Raw genomic sequence first — 17819 nt, 5'->3', positions numbered from 1 at the left:
ATATTATAAATAATGTTGTTTGGTGCACATGCATATACTTGATTTTCTAGAATCCATTTTATACGTTCCTGTTGATTTGGAATTTGTTCTTTCAATCCATCATTTAGTTTCTTGACTATCTCTGTAATATACAAACCACTTTTTACATAAAAGTCAGCAAATTTTTTTGTTTTAACAGAAAATATACCTGGATTTTCTTCTTCTAAAAAATTGATCATGTTTTTAACTACTCTTTTTGGAGTAAAAATTTGATTAGTTTTTTGCGGAGGAATATAATCAAAAATATCCTCTTGCAAATCTTCAAAATAATTTGCCAAACGCTTTTTAGTATCTAAAAACTCTTGGATACTAGCATTAAAAACTACCTCATTGAATAAACCAGGAACTACTTTTTTATCACCTTTATCATTAACATACTCAAATCCATCACGAAGCTGCTTAAATTCATTTATAGTTATACTCGTTAAATCTTCAAACGTTTCTTCATTAATATTCTCTTCAAAATTTGCTAATTTAGTATAATCATCCCCGTATGCCATTAAGAACGCTGGGATTGTTCGTGCAAATCCTCGTAAATGATCTCGAACATCATCTTCTGTTGTTTTCTTTTTCTTTTCTTCTACTTTTTCTATTTGTTCTTCCACAACAGTATTGATTGTTGTTTCTACTCCATTGTTAACTTCTTCTGCAAAAGACTCTTCAATTTTCTTTTTCTCTTTTTCATATTGTTGAGTTACTGCCTTTAATACACTCTCATCCTTTATTGTTTCAGCTTCTTGTTTTTTGATTTCATATTCTTTTTCTAATTCTTTTACTTTATTACTAAAAGTTAAACTCTTTTCAGTTATAATATCTTCGATAGCAGTATTTACTGATTCCTTTAATTTATCTGTTTNNGTTATATCTTTAGCTAAATTTTTAAAAGATTCTTTTTGCTTTTCTTTAGCTTCATCTAATGAAGATAATACTTCATCAACAACTTCTATTGTTTTATATATCTTTTCACCAAAGAGTTCCTTTGATTTACCTATCACTACTTCCTTTGGTATTTCTATTTCACCATCGTCATTTAAATGTGGATCTTTGACAGATATTTCTCTCCGTATATCCAATCTTTTATTCTTCTCTGGTGGGATTTTATCTAAAATCTCTTTAAATGGTGAATCTCCCGAAAAGATACCTGATATATTAGCAAATAATAAATTGCTCATAAAGCCTCTTTTCACGACTTCTTTCGATGTGATTCTTGTAGGAATTGTTAACACTTCAGAGGCGTTGATTTCATGCATTGAACCATCTTCATCTTCAGCAATAACTGGGAAGAAATTTAATAACTTTTTAATCTTATTTTTTCTTTCAACTGCTGTTTTATAACCGCTTCCAGATAAATTATTAGCAAAATCATCATAAAGCCTTAATGTTCTATCAGGTGAAAAATCAAATATATAAGCATTCTCTTTTCTATATAACTTTCCATCCTTTTCAAATTCGTATGGATTTTGTGCCCTAAAAGCAGCTTGAAAGTATAAACTAGGAGACTCAATATTATTTAACATTAATACAGCTGTCCATTCACGAATCGTTACACCTGTTGTGAGTTGCCCCACTGATAAGGTTATCGTTTTATCATACTTTTCAATCGCACTTCTTACTTTATCAAAACTCTTCGTGTTCTCTTTGAAGTCAAGCGCTTCAGCTTCTACACCATCATGTAAACTAACCCCATCTCCTGATGCAAGTATCACCTTATAATCTTTAAATGTTGGATGAGCATTTAATATTTTCTCGAGTGCCTTCGCTGCATTTACACGTGGGAGTAGCCAAAACGTATGATTTAGTTCATTACGATATTGATTTTTAGAAAATGGAAATTTTCCTATTGAAAGATTGTCTAAAAAACGTACTACACTTTCTTCGTATTCAAAACTGCCATTTTCCTTCACTCTAAAAAATTCATTTAAATCAAAAGCATAATCAACGTTTTTTTCCTCACCTAATGTTATCCCTTCAGACACTTCTGCTTCTATCATTTTACTCATTTGATAAGTAAAAAGATTTAAAGTTGGCAAACTTTCGTAAGGGTTGCTACTAATCGTTGGATCCCATATTTTTTTAGCCTCTTGCTCATCAATATAAGACCAATTAAATATTTGCTCTTCAGAAAACTTGTTATTTGCTAATGCTTTAAATGGAGTACCAGATAAATGAAGAGTAAAGTTTCTTTTTATTTGGCTAAATGCTATATCTGTCTTTCGTGTATCAATACCTTCATGGGCTTCATCAATAACTAACAAATCCCAATTTAAGCCAGCTACCCATTCTAATTTTTCATACTTACCCCCAGCAAACTTTGCTCCTTTTAAGTCTTGCAAGGAAATAAAAGTAATCTGTGAAGGATTAGGATAAGATGTATTATCTAGATAATCTAAATACTGTGTTCTAGTCATTGCTTTTCCGTTCAATGCATCTGTTTCTGAAACAAATTTCAAATGTGGTTCTTGCCATGCAATGAATTTATGATAATCATCAAACCATGAATTTGCAATCGCTGGTCGATTTGTTACGATTAAAATATTCGTTGCTTTTAAATTTCTTATAAAATCATAGGTTGATAAAGTCTTTCCAAAACGCGGTTTTGCATTCCACAAGAATTCTCTTGGTTCTTGACCACATTGAAAATACTCATATGTTTTCTCAACAGCTTGTTGTTGTTCATTTCGTAAGATATAGCTTGTATGCTTACCATCAATTTGGCTCTCATCATAATCAAGATTAATAAACTTATCTGTTAGTTCTATAGCCTTTTCTGGTGTTCCATTGAAATAGAACCACTCATCAGCACGGCCATTAAAATCTTTCTTATTGACCCCATTCAAAATCAGGAATTTATGTAAATCTTTATCTCGAAACCATTCACCATCGGATTTTCGGGCCATTTTTTCAAATATAATTTCAGGATTTAAACCTGCTGTACCTACCTGTTCAAAGATTCTTGTTACAGCTTCACGTGTAGTATCGCCTATTTTTACATAGCCGTTATGGTTGGGAACTTCAGGTAAAGTGTAACCATACACTTTATATTGAATTTCATAAAAAGGTTTAATAATTGTTTTATCCATCATACTTCCTCCATTTCCTCTTTATAAACATCGATTATATTAACTGGAATATACCGCATTTCTTTTTGAATTTCATCATCAATATCATCTATCTCTAGTAGATCAAATATATCTAATTGCCGATGTCGATGTTCTGCTCTGCTAATAGTCATTCCAGGTTCTTTTTCTACGCTTTCATATATCTCGTCTAAGGTATATTCTGTTCGTTGTATTTTAATGTTTTTAGTTGTTTTCCTCATATTAACTGGAGACCATTTACTGAACACTAAAGGTTTACCATCTACCGCTTTCCTCGTTAAAAAATTCCCCTGACTGATATTTGATGAAATGATTTCTTTAGCACTATCTAACACCTTTTTCATTACTGTACCATTATGGTGTTGAACTTGTTCTTTATAGTTATCATAATACAGTTGAAACATATTCATCACACATGTTTGTGCATTATCTTCTAATAATTCAATTCCATAAAGTGTCGTTAAGGCAACTAAGGAATAACTTTCATATGTAGTTAAATCATTATTATATTTTTCAGTTACCATTTTTAGTTTTCGCTCAAGAATTTCTACAAGAAAAGCACCTTCACCAGCTGACGGTTCTAAGAACGTTGCTGTTAAATTTTCACAAGCCTCTTTTATTTCTGGTACATTTAGCATTTTATTTACTATATTTTTAGGGGTAAATACTTCTCCATGCTTTTGAACACGAAGCTTAGATTTAATTATTGCTTCTTCCAAACTTAGTGTCCTCCTTTCTTTGCCACTACTTTCGGTTAATATATTCTCTAAATTATATTTTATATAAAACGATTTTTGAAAATCATTATTGGCTTCTATCGTATTAATAACATATTTATATAAGTCAAGACCCAGGAAGTATTTCAAAAACCTATTTCGTTTTTAACTATTATATTTTGAGATATAGATTAAAAGTATTCTGACCTTTCGTTGTTTCCATATCGCCTCTTCTTCTTCTATTCTATCATAAAGTATTTTATCGAATTTATGAGAGGTAATTATATGATATGGTGCCAGTTCCCAAAACAATAATAACTTTAATATACTGAGGGTCAGGCACACTGGCCAACTGGCCTTAGACCCCAAAGACTAAGTTGATAATGCTATATGGCAGGTAGTCACTGAAATTTGTTTCTTAAAAATAGAATCTTCCTCCTATTTCCAATCAATATTTGATCACCATACAATTTATATATCAAATTGAATAATTGTCATCCCAAACCCAACCTCGTTGGAAATCAGGTAATTGAATTATACCTTTTTCTATGAAACGTAATATTTCAGAAACTGGAGTATCATTGGATTTAAACGTGCTCCCCATAAAAATCCTCCTCTATAACTTTTATGTTTATCAAACTTCATTAATGGATTAACTGTCGTAAACTATCTTTGCATAACTCATGTTTTTATTCAATGTCACCAGCTAATAACTATAGCAGTTCTACGTCAGTATAAGACTACCTTGCCACCCAAAAAAATGAAAATATAACATATATAACTAAAAACAAAAAATATCCATTCGAAGTTCGCCAGTGGAAGAGTTTTCGGATAGATACTGCCTACTTCCCACAGTGAACGCCTTCACTGATATTATAGCGGAAAATATTAATTGTGGATATTTTTTACATCATACATTTGAATGCTCGTTTCAGCAAAACTTCCTGTCATTGTCTTTGTGCCTATATCTATAGACATCCACATTAAAATCGTTTCCCCTGACCAATTCGACACCACCATTACTTTCAATTAATCTCATTCTTTAGAGTTTGCTAACTCTATTTCATCCACAATCCCAAGATATTTTCTTGTGTAAAAAATGTGTAAAATGAATTTAAAACCTACCCTTCCCATCCGTTTCCCCACAAAAAAAACCACAAACACTGATATATCAACATTTGTGAGTTTTTCATCGTTTAATAAATTAACTCATATTCACTTTATGATACCGTGGTCTTGGTCGAATTGACACTTACTTATTTGTACTGTTAGCAAAATTTCACAAATATTAAGGAGTAAAGGAATTTAATACCAGGACGAGATACTGGTCTACTAGTATTTCCAACTTCAACCTAAGATATAGGAAAATCTGTGATTCAATGTTCTAGTATATTCATATAAAAATTATTGAACATATCAATACGATCACCTTTCCCTAGGCAAATGCATATATTACTATTCAATATCTTTAGCCATAAAAGGGTGAAATTAAATGCATGTCGATTTAACAGCCATACACTGGCTTTATGTAACATTCATAGGAATTATTATCTTGTTTTTAATCTTAAGACGAGACACTAGTTTAGTCTGTCTAGCTGGGATTTTCCTTCTAGGTCTTGTCGCTACAGAATCACTTACTAGTTCAGTCAGTATCTTGTTTTCAAGTTTCATATACGCAATAACCGAATTACTTTCTACGATTCTAGTTATTTCGATCATCGTTTCCATGAGTAAAGCATTAACAGAAAGTGGAGTCCATCAAGCGCTCATTAGTCCATTTACAAAGGTGATGAAAAACGCCTCACTCGCATACTGGACAATAGGAATTGTGATGATGGTTGTTTCATGGTTTTTCTGGCCATCTCCTGCAGTAGCTTTGATTGGGGCAGTGTTACTTCCAGTTGCGCTTCGTGTTGGATTACCTGCTTTAGGTGTTGCAATGGCGATGAACTTATTCGGTCATGGTATTGCACTTTCAAGTGATTTTGTCATTCAAGGTGCACCAAAATTAACTGCAGATGCAGCTGGTATACCTGTTTCTGAGGTCATTTCAGCAAGTGTTCCATTAATTATTGTTATGGGTGTCGTGACAACTGTAACAGCATTCTACTTTTTAAAACGAGACATGAAAAAAGGACTTCTAAAAGTAGAAACTGTTGAAAGCGATTCCGAAACTGAAACTTATTTACTTTCTTCAGTTCAACAAAAATGGATGGCAGCACTTGTTTTCATTCTGTTCGCAGTGGATATTTGGGCAATGATTCATTTCAATTTACAAGGTGGAGATGCTACTGAATTAATCGGGGGTACATCAATGGGACAAGATTGTGGTTAGCAGCCCCCATTACATTATTAATAAACTAGGGTGCATATTGTATTTATTAGTCCACTATTACTATTAAATACCTTTTCCCCTTTAGTAGCCGTGCTTACTATTACAAATTTGTTCCAAATAGCAATCATAGTTTCATAGATAGGCAATTGAAAAAAGGATGAAATCAAATTGATTTCATCCCCTTACTTAATTACTTATACATCAAATACTCTTTCCTAACCTTCTTAAATTCATCCAGTTCCTTCTGATATTTATCCATGATGTCTGTAATGGATGCTCCTTCAAGAATCATTGGTCTGATCCAGTCGTTTCCGATCAATTTATCAAAGAAGTTGGTTGAAAGAAATTGGAAATCATTCGGGTACATATCATGAATCGTTTTAATGATGTGAAGACCTGTTGAGACCGCATCTAATTTTTCACGGTCTGTTACATAGATTTCAACTCCATGGCTGAGTTTTCCGACATGTTTTGAGAATGTCGGTGTAAAGGATGCAGCTCTGAATTTCACACCTGGTAGACCCAGTGAGTTTAATTTTGCTGCAAGGTCTGTACTGTTGATATATGGTGCGCCAATCAGTTCAAATGGCTTGGTTGTTCCGCGTCCTTCTGATAGATTTGTTCCTTCAATTAGACCAGTCGCTGGATAAATAAATGATGTTGAAACTGTCGGCATGTTTGGCGATGGTAAAACAAATGGAAGTCCAGTTTCGTCATAATCCATCGAGCGCTTCCAGCCTTTCATTTTGACGACTGTTAGATCTGCTCCGATTTCAAATTCTTTGTTGAAGAACTTAGCAAGCTCTCCTACTGTCATTCCATGCTTTGTTGGTATTGGGTAAAGTCCAATAAAGGAAGTAGCATCGGGCTCAAGAACAGGACCATCAACTGAAATTCCGCCTAGTGGATTCGGTCGATCTAGCACCACGATTGGTATATTATTTTCTTTTGCCGCTTCCATGGCATAAGCCATTGTATAGATATACGTGTAGTGGCGTGTACCCACGTCCTGAATATCAAAGACAAGTACTTCTACGTTTTTAAGCATTTCAGGTGTTGGTTTTTTTGTTGGTCCATAGAGGCTGTAAACAGGTAGCCCTGTTTTTTCGTCAATATAGAATTCAACATATTCCCCAGCTTGAGCACTTCCACGAACTCCATGCTCTGGACCGAATAAAGTTGTCAGTTCAATATCTGGATCCTCATGTAGTAAATCGACAATACTGTTTACATTTGAGTCAATGCCAGTCGGATTGGTAATTAAGCCTACTTTTTTGCCTATTAATAGCTCTTTCTGATCATCTAAAAGGACCTCAATCCCTGGCGATACTTTATTCTTTTTCTTTTCCTTTTGCGCTGAAACATCTTTTACGATGGGCCATGTACATAGCGTAAGAACCAGAATTGTAATTAGCAAAAATATTCGTTTCAATGGATCCCCTCCCCTTCAAATCGGATTATTTTAGCTGCTTGCCTGAACGAATGTCGAGTCCATAGCCAAACGGATAAAGCGTTTCTCCTGTTTGAGTGACAGATGGAATATTAACAGGTAATTTACCTTGTGGTCTTGATTCACCAAAGATTGTTTTAATGCCGGCTGGAATGTTTGGCTGTCTATATGCCCCATTTGAATAGCCTTTATATCCATAGACTGCAATTACAGCTTTTGCTTCTTCAAAATTTGCAGCATCATAAGGGTTCCTCATACTCATTAGCACAAACTCTTTATTCTTTTCTTGAGCATATTTCATGACTGCTCTTGGGAAAGCAGTTGCCCATTTGCTTGAGTCCTGGACAGTATCATCAATGACACCATCATTTACAGCAGGATCATTTTTCACAACGTAGGAACCGGTAATCACATAGTCAGCTTCATTAATCATGGCTGCCACTTGTTCGTTGAATGACTTACTTGAGAAAGCATAGCCAGTAACTTCAACATCTTTCTTCTTACCTTTTAATTCTTTTATACTTCTTTTCATCGCTTCTACTTGATCATCAAATGGAGCGAGTACAAGAACTTTGTCACCCTTTTTCGGTTTAAAAGGGAGTGTTTTGTTTTCATTTTTCAAAAGGGTAACAGCGTCCTCCGCCATGTTCATTTCTTTTTTCCTATGGTCCTTGTTGCCAACTACTTCTAAAGCATTTGCTACTTTTTCATCAATTGAAACAGTTTGTGGATTCAGAATGCCACGTTTTTCTTTCAATTTTAGAATTCTTTCTACTGATGCATTTACTTGCTCCATCGGAAGATTTCCAGTTTCGATTGCTACTTTCACTGCATTAAAAACAGATGCTAAATTTTTTTCCATTTCAAGTGAGTTCACTTGCGCAGGCATTAACGCAATATCTACACCTGATTTTAAGGCTAATACAACTGCTTCTTCCTGACCAAAGTTGTCTGCGATTGCTTTCATATTTAGTGCATCTGTTACGATGACACCTTCAAAACCCATTTCCTCACGGAGTAGACCCGTCAATACTTTTTTAGAAAGAGTGGCTGGAACCATAATCTCCTGACCATCTTTTTTGCTGATATACTTTGTATCGTCAAAGGCAGGGAACTGAACATGTGCTGTCATGACCATATCTACACCTTCATCAATCGCTTTTTGGAAAGGAGCTAGCTCAACAGAACGTAATCTTTCCTTATCATGTGTAACAATCGGTAGGCCGTAATGACTGTCAGTATCTGTATCTCCATGCCCAGGGAAATGCTTAACCGTTGCTGCAATATTTTGACTTTGAAGCCCTTTTATTGTCTGGGTACCAAGCTTTGAAACAAGCTCTGGATTCGAGCTATATGAACGGACACCGATTACAGGATTTCCTGCGTTGTTATTCACGTCCAATGATGGTCCAAAGTTCACATTAATACCAAGTGATGATAATTCCTTCCCAATGATTTCACCAGTCTGATAGGCGAACTTTTCACTTCTTGTTGCACCAAGCGCCATGTTGCCAGGCAGATTCGTTCCTGATTGAAGACGTGTTACGATTCCACCTTCCTGATCAATGGTGATAAGAAGAGGCAGTTTAGGGCTTGCTTTTTGTAGACCATCTGTCAAACGAGCTGTTTGCTCTGTTCCCACGACGTTTTCAGCAAATAGAATGACGCCCCCTAAATGATACTTCTGAATGATACTTCCTACTTCATCATTCATCACTGTGAAACCTGTTGCTTTTGTTTCCCCTTGCTTTTGCCAGTTACGGAAATCCGGCATTAGCATTTGACCTACCTTTTCATCAACCGTCATGTTTTGAACAATGGCTTTCACATCTGTTACCGCTTCCACTTTAGAAGGCTTGAATTGTGTTAAGGTTGAAACTGAAAGTACTGCTGCTAAAGCGACTGCTGTCCATTTCTTTTTAGACATTTCATTTCCTCCTATTCATTATTTGATTCTAAAGCTTCATAAATAGCTGTTACTACACTTCCATAGCTTCCCATTGTGAAAAGATCACCAAAAAATTGATTAGAGTTAGTAACAGGATTCACAAGTGGTGAATGCTTTTTATTCGTTAATAAGACGATTCCCAAATTCTGTTCCGGGTCAATAATTGTTACCGTTCCAGTCCAACCTGTATGTCCATATGCACTGTTACTTGCATATTTGCTAAACATCCAGTCCATGCTGTCATCTCCGTTTACTCTCCAGCCAAGACCATATGTTGCATTCATTTCAGAAGGTGCAATGAATTCTTCAATTGTTTCTTTATTAAATAATGAATCATTACCATAACCGCCGCCATTCAACATGACCTGCAGAAGAACAGCAAGATCGCTAGTTGTAGAGAATAATCCTGCATGTCCGGAAACACCTTCCATTGAGTAAAATGCTTTTTCATCATGTACTTCGCCTTGAAGAGTGTACGTTCTAACGTTCGGGAAGTTAATAACCCCATCACGTGTATTACCTAATAGCTCGGTTGCAGCGAAGTCTTTAGACTTAAATCCTTTTTGCAACGGATTAAATACTGTATTTTTCAATTTCAATGGCTTGTATATTTCATTTTCAACGTATTGATCAAGCTTTTGACCAGTGATTTTTTCCACAATGGTCCCAAGCAGCATATAGTCGACATCACTGTAGACATTTTTTGTCCCAGGCTCATAAGTAAGCGGCGTTTTATTAATATTATCAATCGTTTTTTCGCGCTCCTGAGAATAAAGCACACCTGACACTGCTGGATTATGGTATTGCGGGTCTGGTTTAAATCCAGCTGTATGATGAAGCACATCAATAATCCGCATCGTATTTTTCCCTTTAATCACGTCTGCTTCTGTGTCTTTAAAATCAGGTATGTAATCCTGAACTTTTGCATTTATATCAAGCTTTCCTTCACTAACAAGTTTCTGAAGGGCAAAATTCGTTGCATACATCTTAGTATTTGATGCAAGATCAAACATAGTATCGTTTTCCATTTTCAAAAACTTCTTTAGTGGTGTATGTCCGTCAAACTTTTGCTTATAGCCGTAGCTATCATTCTTAACGATTTTACCGTCTTTTATGACAATCAGGGCTGCTCCTGGAAAACCGGCGGCCACTTCTTTTTCAATCAGCTGATCCACTTTTTTAAGCTTTTCAGAGGAAAATCCAACATCCTCTGGCTTTTTTACTTTTGTTAAAACAGGATACTGGTCGTGATTATGAGTCAATGCTTTTTCATTTTGTTCTGCAAACGAAGCAGGTGCAAGTAATGAAATAGCCAGAACAGAAGTTAATGCACAGGTTTTCCAATTTTTCATCATGTTTCTCCTCTAAAATTGTATTTTAAAAGCTTATGAAACAAGCAATTTATCTATTTCAAGGTAGTTAGCCTTAGATTTTCTACTAAACCAGCTGAGATGGCATTTTCATGTTGATTATTTAAATTCAACTGCCATTTCGTCATTAAATCCGAATAAGTAAGTAAAAATAAATCCAGCTACGTAAGAGATAATCAGTCCAGTAAGGTACAAGAGAATCTGGTTTGTATGAACTAAGAATGAAAGTGGAAGGCCAGAAACACCGACTGCAATTGTCGCGATATCGAAATGAGCCTGAAATGCTCCGCCAACTCCGGCACCTAAACATGCAGTTAAGAATGGGCGTCCTAGCGGTAAAGTTACTCCAAAGATTAATGGTTCACCGATACCAAGCATTCCTGAAGGAAGCCCCCCACCGATTGCACGCTTTAAGCTTTTTTTCTTCGTTTTAAAGTAAATTGCAAATGCCGCTCCGACTTGACCAGCTCCACCCATAGCAAGGATCGGAAGCAAAGGATCATCTCCAATGGAGTTAATCAATTCAAGATGAACTGGAGTCAAACCTTGATGTAGTCCTGTAACTACTAGTGGAAGGAATGTTGCGCCAAGCACGAATCCGGCTACAACTCCACCAACATCAAGAACACTCAACAAGCCTTTTGTAATCGTATCCGATACAAAACCACCAACAGGCATGAACACAATGTAAGTGACGATACCAGTAATTAATAATGCAATAGTAGGTGTTAAAATGATATCAAGAGATTGGGGCACAAACTTTCTTACTTGCTTTTCAACTAGCGCGATGAAGATTGCAGCGAAAAGAACCCCAATTAACCCACCGCGTCCTGGAAGAAGATTATTCCCAAACAGAGCGATATCGCCAACAGCAGGGTTAATAACGAGAATACCAGCCAATGCTCCAAGCGCTGGTGATCCACCAAATTCCTTCGCCGCGTTGGTTCCGACTAAGATACCAAGATAAGCAAACAGACCAGATCCGATTACAGTTAAAATAATAGCTAATTTTGAATCTCCTGCAAGCCAATCTGCCTGTACTAATGCTTTTGTAATACCAGTTATTAATCCTGAAGCTACAAGGGCAGGAATTAGCGGAATAAAAATACTTGCAATTCTACGTAAAAACAGTTTAAACGGTTTTGCATTCTTTTTATCAATCTCTGATTTGTTTTTTGAAGCTACGTCTCTCAAATCAAAATCATTCGCAGCAGCAAGTAGCTTATCAAACTCTGCTGAAACTTTATTGACAGTACCAGGTCCGAGGATGATTTGAATTGTTTCTTCTTCTACAACCCCTAGAACTCCATCAGTCTTTTTGATCGCCTCAATGTTGACCTTAGAACGATTCTGTGGTGCTACACGTAGTCTTGTCATACAATGAGTGGTTGTCGCAATATTTGCTACTCCACCCAAATGCTCTAATAACTGCTCGGCGATTAATAAGTTTTTGTTATTCCCCTTTGCCATCTAATCGACTCCTCCTGAAAGAAACTATTTATTTTTTTCTGTCATTGATTTAATGGCCGCCCTTGTGTTGTCGATGTATTGAACGGTCTCATCGTACTGCTCTGTTGCCATTCCAAAAAATAAAATGTCGATCATATATAGCTGTGCCAATCGGGAAGAAGTCGCTGCGCTACGGAAAGTCGGTTCATTTGAAAATGAGGTATAAACTGAAACATCGCACAATGACGAGACGGTCGACTGCCCAAAATGAGTAAGCCCGATGGTTTTCACACCACGCTCTTTGGCTAGCTTTAGCAGATTGATAATTTCCTGTGTTTCTCCTGAAAAAGAGATAGCAAACAAAACATCATCCGGATTTGAATTGGCTATCAAGGTTGCAATTAGATGCATATCAGTAAAAGCTGTTGCACCTTTATTAATGCGGATCAATTTTTGCTGAGCATCTTGGGCTACAATATTTGATGCACCTACTCCAAAAAAATGAACGTTTTTTGCTTTCAACAACATATCGATTGCAGTTTTCAAATTTTCATGATCAATAATTTCTGCTGTATCGCGGATAATCTGAATCGTGTTGCTAGTCGTTTTCTCAACTACTCTATAAAGTGATTCGGATGGTTCAATATCACGGTATCCCTGTTCCACGGTTTTCATCAGATCACCGGCAATTCTCATTTTTAGATCTTGAAACCCTTTTATACCAAGTGATTTGCATAGCCTTATGACCGCTGCCCCACTCGTCTTCGCTGAAGTGCTTAATTCACTGACAGTGCTATTCACTACTTCATGCGGATGCTGCAGAATATACTCTGCAAGCTTCTGCTCTGACTGTGGAAGCTTGTTCATCATCGTTTGAATGATGGATAATCCGCCTGTTGCCATAGTACTCGCTCCTTAAGGGTTATGGTTACTTATATCCCTACCCATATGTTTTAAAAGATTTATTTTCCTCTATTAATAGATTTGTAATAATCAAGTCAATAGTCGGTGCTGATAGATTGATAGTTTTTAAATCGTCTGCACCCATTTCTTCTTCAACTGACATTCTACTGAATCCATCATGTCCAAATTTTCTTCTCTTACCTGCATAAAATCTAACTTCCTCCCTTCTTTTACAAGTGATATGAGCATTCAATAACTGCCTTAATTTGAGGCAAACCCTTTTTAAAACTTCTTTGTTTTTTGTTGAAAGAATCTCAAGTGTATTAGACCAAGACGAAACACCTTACCAAATGAAATTCCTAATATTCAGTATATTAAACAAAATTTCATATTATCCTTCATATTTTTGAAATTTCGTTTTAAATTTTACGCAAATGATAGCGCTTTTATGACAAGTGTCCAGTTTAGTACTGTTCCATCAATTCTAAACTAAGCAGTTTATGAAGCTTCAATACAAGAATATGAATATACTAATCACCTTTATCTAACCAAGCACCACAATTAGGCAAATGCATATATTACTAATCAATATATCTAGGCTAAAGGGGGGAATAAAAATGCATGTCGATTTAACAGCCATACACTGGCTTTATGTAACATTTATAGGAATTATCATCTTGTTTTTAATCTTAAGACGAGACACTAGTTTAGTATGTCTAGCTGGAATTTTTCTTTTAGGTCTTGTTGCTACAGAATCACTTACTAGTTCAGTCAGTATATTGTTTTCAAGTTTCATATATGCAATTACCGAATTACTTTCTACGATTCTAGTTATCTCGATCATCGTTTCAATGAGTAAAGCTTTAACAGAAAGCGGAGTACACCAAGCACTCATCAGTCCATTTACAAGGGTAATGAAAAACGCCTCACTCGCTTATTGGACAATAGGAATTGTTATGATGGTCGTTTCATGGTTTTTCTGGCCATCACCTGCAGTGGCATTAATTGGAGCTGTGTTACTACCGGTTGCGCTTCGTGTTGGTTTACCTGCATTAGGTGTTGCAATGGCAATGAACTTATTCGGTCATGGTATTGCTCTTTCAAGTGATTTTGTAATTCAAGGCGCACCAAAATTAACTGCGGATGCAGCTGGTATACCTGTTTCTGAGGTCATTTCAGCAAGTGTTCCATTAATTATTGTTATGGGGGTCGTGACAACTGTAACAGCATTCTACTTTTTAAAACGAGACATGAAAAAAGGACTTCTAAAAGTAGAAACTGTTGAAAGCGATTCCGAAACTGAAACTTATTTACTTTCTTCGGCTCAACAAAAATGGATGGCAGCTCTTGTTTTCATTTTGTTCGCAGTAGATATTTGGGCAATGATTCATTTCAATTTACAAGGCGGAGATGCAACTGCTTTAATCGGAGGAACTTCACTAATCATACTTTCAATACTTTCAATGATGGGACATAAATCTAAAGGGTTAGAAGAAGTTACAAACTATTTAATCCATGGATTCAAATTCGGTTTCCGCGTATTTGGTCCAGTTATACCTATAGCTGCATTTTTCTACCTAGGTGACAGTGGTTTTACGACCATCATTGGTGATTTCTTACCAAAAGGTTCACATGGCATTGTTAATGATTTAGGGTTTGCACTTGCTCATCAAGTACCTGTAAATCCAGCAGTAGCAGGGGTAACATTAACAACTGTAGGTGCAATTACAGGTTTAGATGGATCGGGCTTCTCTGGTATTTCACTTGCTGGATCGGTTGCTTCATTATTTGCTACTGCAATCGGTCATGGAATTGCTACTTTAACTGCTATGGGGCAAATTGCAGCGATTTGGGTTGGTGGAGGAACATTGATTCCTTGGGCATTAATTCCTGCGGCTGCTATTTGTAACGTTAGTCCTTTTGAGTTAGCTAGGAGGAATTTGTTGCCGGTGTTGATTGGATTGGTAGTTACTACAGTTGTGGCGATATTTTTAATTTAAAAAATATGAAATTTAAAAGCCAAGGTGATTACCTTGGCTTCTCAATGTTATTAGTTAATTATGAAATTACTAAATCTAACTTACTGGTATCATAGTAATAACCAAGATATAGAAAGAATAACTCTTCCAATTCCTGCTTTTCTAACATAGGTGACATGATGATTGGATAACTTTTATTGAATTCAAATATAATTCTTCTACCCACTCGTTCGTCTTTACCTAAATCGTCTCTGTCAGTTATTTTGGATTTTACTATTTTGGTTAATCCGTGGTCATTAATAATTTCTAGAATATTAATTAAGAACCGATCATTTCTAAAAATTTCATACTTAATAATATAGTTATATAAATCTAGATTATCGATGATTAGTTGATAATATTTTTTTCTTTCATTCGGATCTTCAACATTATCATTTATATATTGAGCACCAAGAACACATTTGTAAATATAACTTTCCCAATTGAATGTCTTTAGTACAATATTATTGAAAATATTTATATCTTCTTTAATTTCTGGATATTGGCTAAGTAAATAATCTCGTTTATACACACTCAATAATGAATGCCAAAACTCTTCATTAAAATGAACATTTCGATCTGTTTGAAGATAAAATGTTGAAATTATATCAAATGCCTCATGGTAAAGTTTATTCCTAGTTTCATCTTCTGTTACATTTAAATAAATTGGAAAATCAGGAGCTTCATTAATATAGACTACTTTATCTGAAAAGTATTCTTCATTATTTTTCAGTTGATCATCTATAAAATCTTTATAAAACTGTTCGTTATTTTTATAGCCTCTTTTTAACAATTTAATTTCTCTCAAGAATATAACCTCCTTATTGCAGAAGTATATTTTTCTATTATTTTATCAGATATCAAATAAATAACCTCATCTATGTTTTCTACACTTAATTCCTCCACAAGCTTATGCTGCATAATATTATATAGTTTCAAATCTAATCCGTCAGAAGGAACTTCCATATGAACAATATCCACTTCTTCTTCTCCGTCTTCGCAATTATTATAAATGAATTGCATTAAAGCTTTTTGAAGTCCCATATAAACATATGGATTATTAAGGTTATTACTTATATGTGAATCTACAAATTGAAACTCCTCATTTTTATAATGAATAATAATCGTTTCTACGCCGAGCTCTATTTTTATTGCAGATTTTATATTTGGGTTAACTTTTTTTTCAAATAACTCTAAAGGTTTGGCGTTACTTCCATCAAATATTACACTATTGGAAAAACCTAAAATAGAATTTTTAGGTACGATAATCTCACTCTTATATACTTGATAAAAAGAATTTAGATCATTATTATCAACAAATGATATTTCGACCTTTGATTGAATCAGAAGTTGAATTTGAGTTCTTTCAGTTAATGAGATTCTGGATTTCGGTATCTCAATAAATGTATCAACAGTGCTTAACTCAAAAAATTTATTATCCTTTGATTGAATAACTAAAATAAGCTGTGCTTGATTCTCTTCAAGCAATCTACAAATAAATGATGATTTCAAATCATAACTAACTTCAAATCTATAACTTTCACTATTTTCCCTCAAATCAATATCTAGAGAAAAATTACAATCATTATAACTATTAGAGGTATTTGTTAATAATGGATAAGGAAAATTTGCATCTTTTTTATAAATCATTTCATACCTCCACGTAATAAACAAACTTCAATGCTTTATTGAACTGTTCTTTTAATTTTAATTCAATCTGAACAATTCCATTATTGACTTTTAAGTTTTTAATTAAGTTCTTTTCTAGTGTTAATTTTTCTCCAGTCATTCGATCCATAGCATACTCATAATTTCTTTCGATATTGAACTCATTTGCATATTCTTTTCCCATACCATCAACTACAGAAAGTGAGATATTACAAGTGTTTGATTTTTTCAATTCCTCTATATCCGAAAAGTCAAACTTAACGAATTCATTATTAGAAATAATAACTCTTTCAACTTTCTCTGGTTGGGCATGTAATCGAGTTAAATTTTCTTCATTATTTTCACTATTACTTCTTCTTTTTTTCCTTTTTTGTTTCTCATTATCATCGTTTTGTTTGTTACTTTTTGATTTGGAACCCTCGGTTCGTTTTTTACGAGCTTCTGGATTAATTTTAACTACAGTTTGATCTTTTCCACCAACATTAATCCTAACAGTAGGAGTAGATTGTACAAGATCTTGTTTAAACTGATTTTCTATTAAATATAAAGTGTCTGACGTATTCATAACACCATCTGTAGGATTATTTTTCTTAATTACTTGTTCAATTACAGCTGAAATTTCTCTTGAGATATTATTAATAAATCTTTTCGCATTTCTCTGTAAACTTTGGTCTTTAATATGATCATATGAAAGTTGAGTATGTGATTCATTCTCAAGTGATTTTATAAATGCATCCTCAAATATTGAATCAGGCATTAATACTGCATTAAAAGGCTTGTTAACATTTCCATTTATTTTTTTATCCTCAATTTTCATTCCAATTG

Annotated in this window: 12 protein-coding genes and 2 pseudogenes; 2 read left to right on the top strand and 12 right to left on the bottom strand. The window is 34.7% G+C overall.

Going from position 1 to position 17819, the window contains the following annotated elements; translation table 11 throughout:
* The 3 genes from V7056_RS13120 to V7056_RS13110 form a co-directional block, all read right to left on the bottom strand.
* On the bottom strand, positions 1 to 2936 hold a 2936-nt coding region (locus V7056_RS13120; protein ID WP_499702584.1), incomplete at its 3' end, for a DEAD/DEAH box helicase.
* A 182-nt stretch (positions 2937 to 3118) separates the two neighbouring features.
* Complete coding sequence (locus V7056_RS13115) at positions 3119 to 3856, bottom strand: N-6 DNA methylase (protein WP_499702579.1); 738 nt, start codon at positions 3854 to 3856, stop codon at positions 3119 to 3121.
* A 475-nt stretch (positions 3857 to 4331) separates the two neighbouring features.
* Positions 4332 to 4457, bottom strand: coding sequence for a hypothetical protein (locus V7056_RS13110; RefSeq protein ID WP_499702577.1), 126 nt, complete (start codon positions 4455 to 4457; stop codon positions 4332 to 4334).
* A gap of 888 nt (positions 4458 to 5345) precedes the next feature.
* On the opposite strand from V7056_RS13110, the pseudogene V7056_RS13105 reads away from it, so the two are divergent.
* Positions 5346 to 6170, top strand: a pseudogene (locus tag V7056_RS13105) (hypothetical protein); the annotation flags it as partial.
* A gap of 208 nt (positions 6171 to 6378) precedes the next feature.
* On the opposite strand, the gene V7056_RS13100 reads toward V7056_RS13105, so the two are convergent.
* From V7056_RS13100 to V7056_RS13075, 6 genes are all read right to left on the bottom strand, one after another.
* Entirely contained in the window at positions 6379 to 7590 is a 1212-nt protein-coding gene (locus V7056_RS13100; protein ID WP_499702582.1) for an exo-beta-N-acetylmuramidase NamZ family protein, read from the bottom strand.
* 55 nt (positions 7591 to 7645) lie between these two features.
* On the bottom strand, positions 7646 to 9565 hold the full coding sequence (locus tag V7056_RS13095; RefSeq protein ID WP_499702575.1) for a glycoside hydrolase family 3 protein: 1920 nt from the start codon (positions 9563 to 9565) through the stop codon (positions 7646 to 7648).
* 11 nt (positions 9566 to 9576) lie between these two features.
* Positions 9577 to 10938, bottom strand: coding sequence for a penicillin binding protein PBP4B (gene pbp4b / locus V7056_RS13090; RefSeq protein ID WP_499702573.1), 1362 nt, complete (start codon positions 10936 to 10938; stop codon positions 9577 to 9579).
* Positions 10939 to 11055: 117 nt separating this feature from the next.
* Positions 11056 to 12426 (bottom strand): PTS transporter subunit EIIC, encoded by a 1371-nt coding sequence (locus V7056_RS13085; RefSeq protein ID WP_499702572.1) that lies wholly within the window; start codon positions 12424 to 12426, stop codon positions 11056 to 11058.
* 24 nt (positions 12427 to 12450) lie between these two features.
* The gene (locus tag V7056_RS13080) at positions 12451 to 13308 is read right to left on the bottom strand and encodes a MurR/RpiR family transcriptional regulator (protein WP_499702570.1); all 858 of its coding nucleotides are present in this window, start codon (positions 13306 to 13308) and stop codon (positions 12451 to 12453) included.
* 37 nt (positions 13309 to 13345) lie between these two features.
* A complete protein-coding gene (locus V7056_RS13075) occupies positions 13346 to 13471 on the bottom strand; it encodes a hypothetical protein (RefSeq protein WP_499702569.1) in 126 nt (41 codons plus the stop codon).
* Positions 13472 to 13925: 454 nt separating this feature from the next.
* On the opposite strand from V7056_RS13075, the gene V7056_RS13070 reads away from it, so the two are divergent.
* Positions 13926 to 15308, top strand: coding sequence for a hypothetical protein (locus V7056_RS13070; RefSeq protein WP_499702568.1), 1383 nt, complete (start codon positions 13926 to 13928; stop codon positions 15306 to 15308).
* A gap of 58 nt (positions 15309 to 15366) precedes the next feature.
* On the opposite strand, the gene V7056_RS13065 is transcribed toward V7056_RS13070, so the two are convergent.
* From V7056_RS13065 to V7056_RS13055, 3 genes and pseudogenes are all read right to left on the bottom strand, one after another.
* A complete protein-coding gene (locus V7056_RS13065; protein WP_499702566.1) occupies positions 15367 to 16134 on the bottom strand; it encodes a hypothetical protein in 768 nt (255 codons plus the stop codon).
* Entirely contained in the window at positions 16131 to 16976 is an 846-nt protein-coding gene (locus V7056_RS13060) for a hypothetical protein (RefSeq protein WP_499702564.1), read from the bottom strand. Before V7056_RS13060 ends, V7056_RS13065 begins: the two co-directional genes overlap by 4 nt.
* A gap of 1 nt (position 16977) precedes the next feature.
* Positions 16978 to 17819, bottom strand: a pseudogene (locus V7056_RS13055) (hypothetical protein); the annotation flags it as partial.

Origin of the sequence: Bacillus sp. JJ664, assembly GCF_036962205.1 — a bacterium.
Classification (GTDB): domain Bacteria; phylum Bacillota; class Bacilli; order Bacillales; family Bacillaceae_G; genus Gottfriedia.
This window is presented reverse-complemented; position numbering and strand designations above follow the sequence as displayed.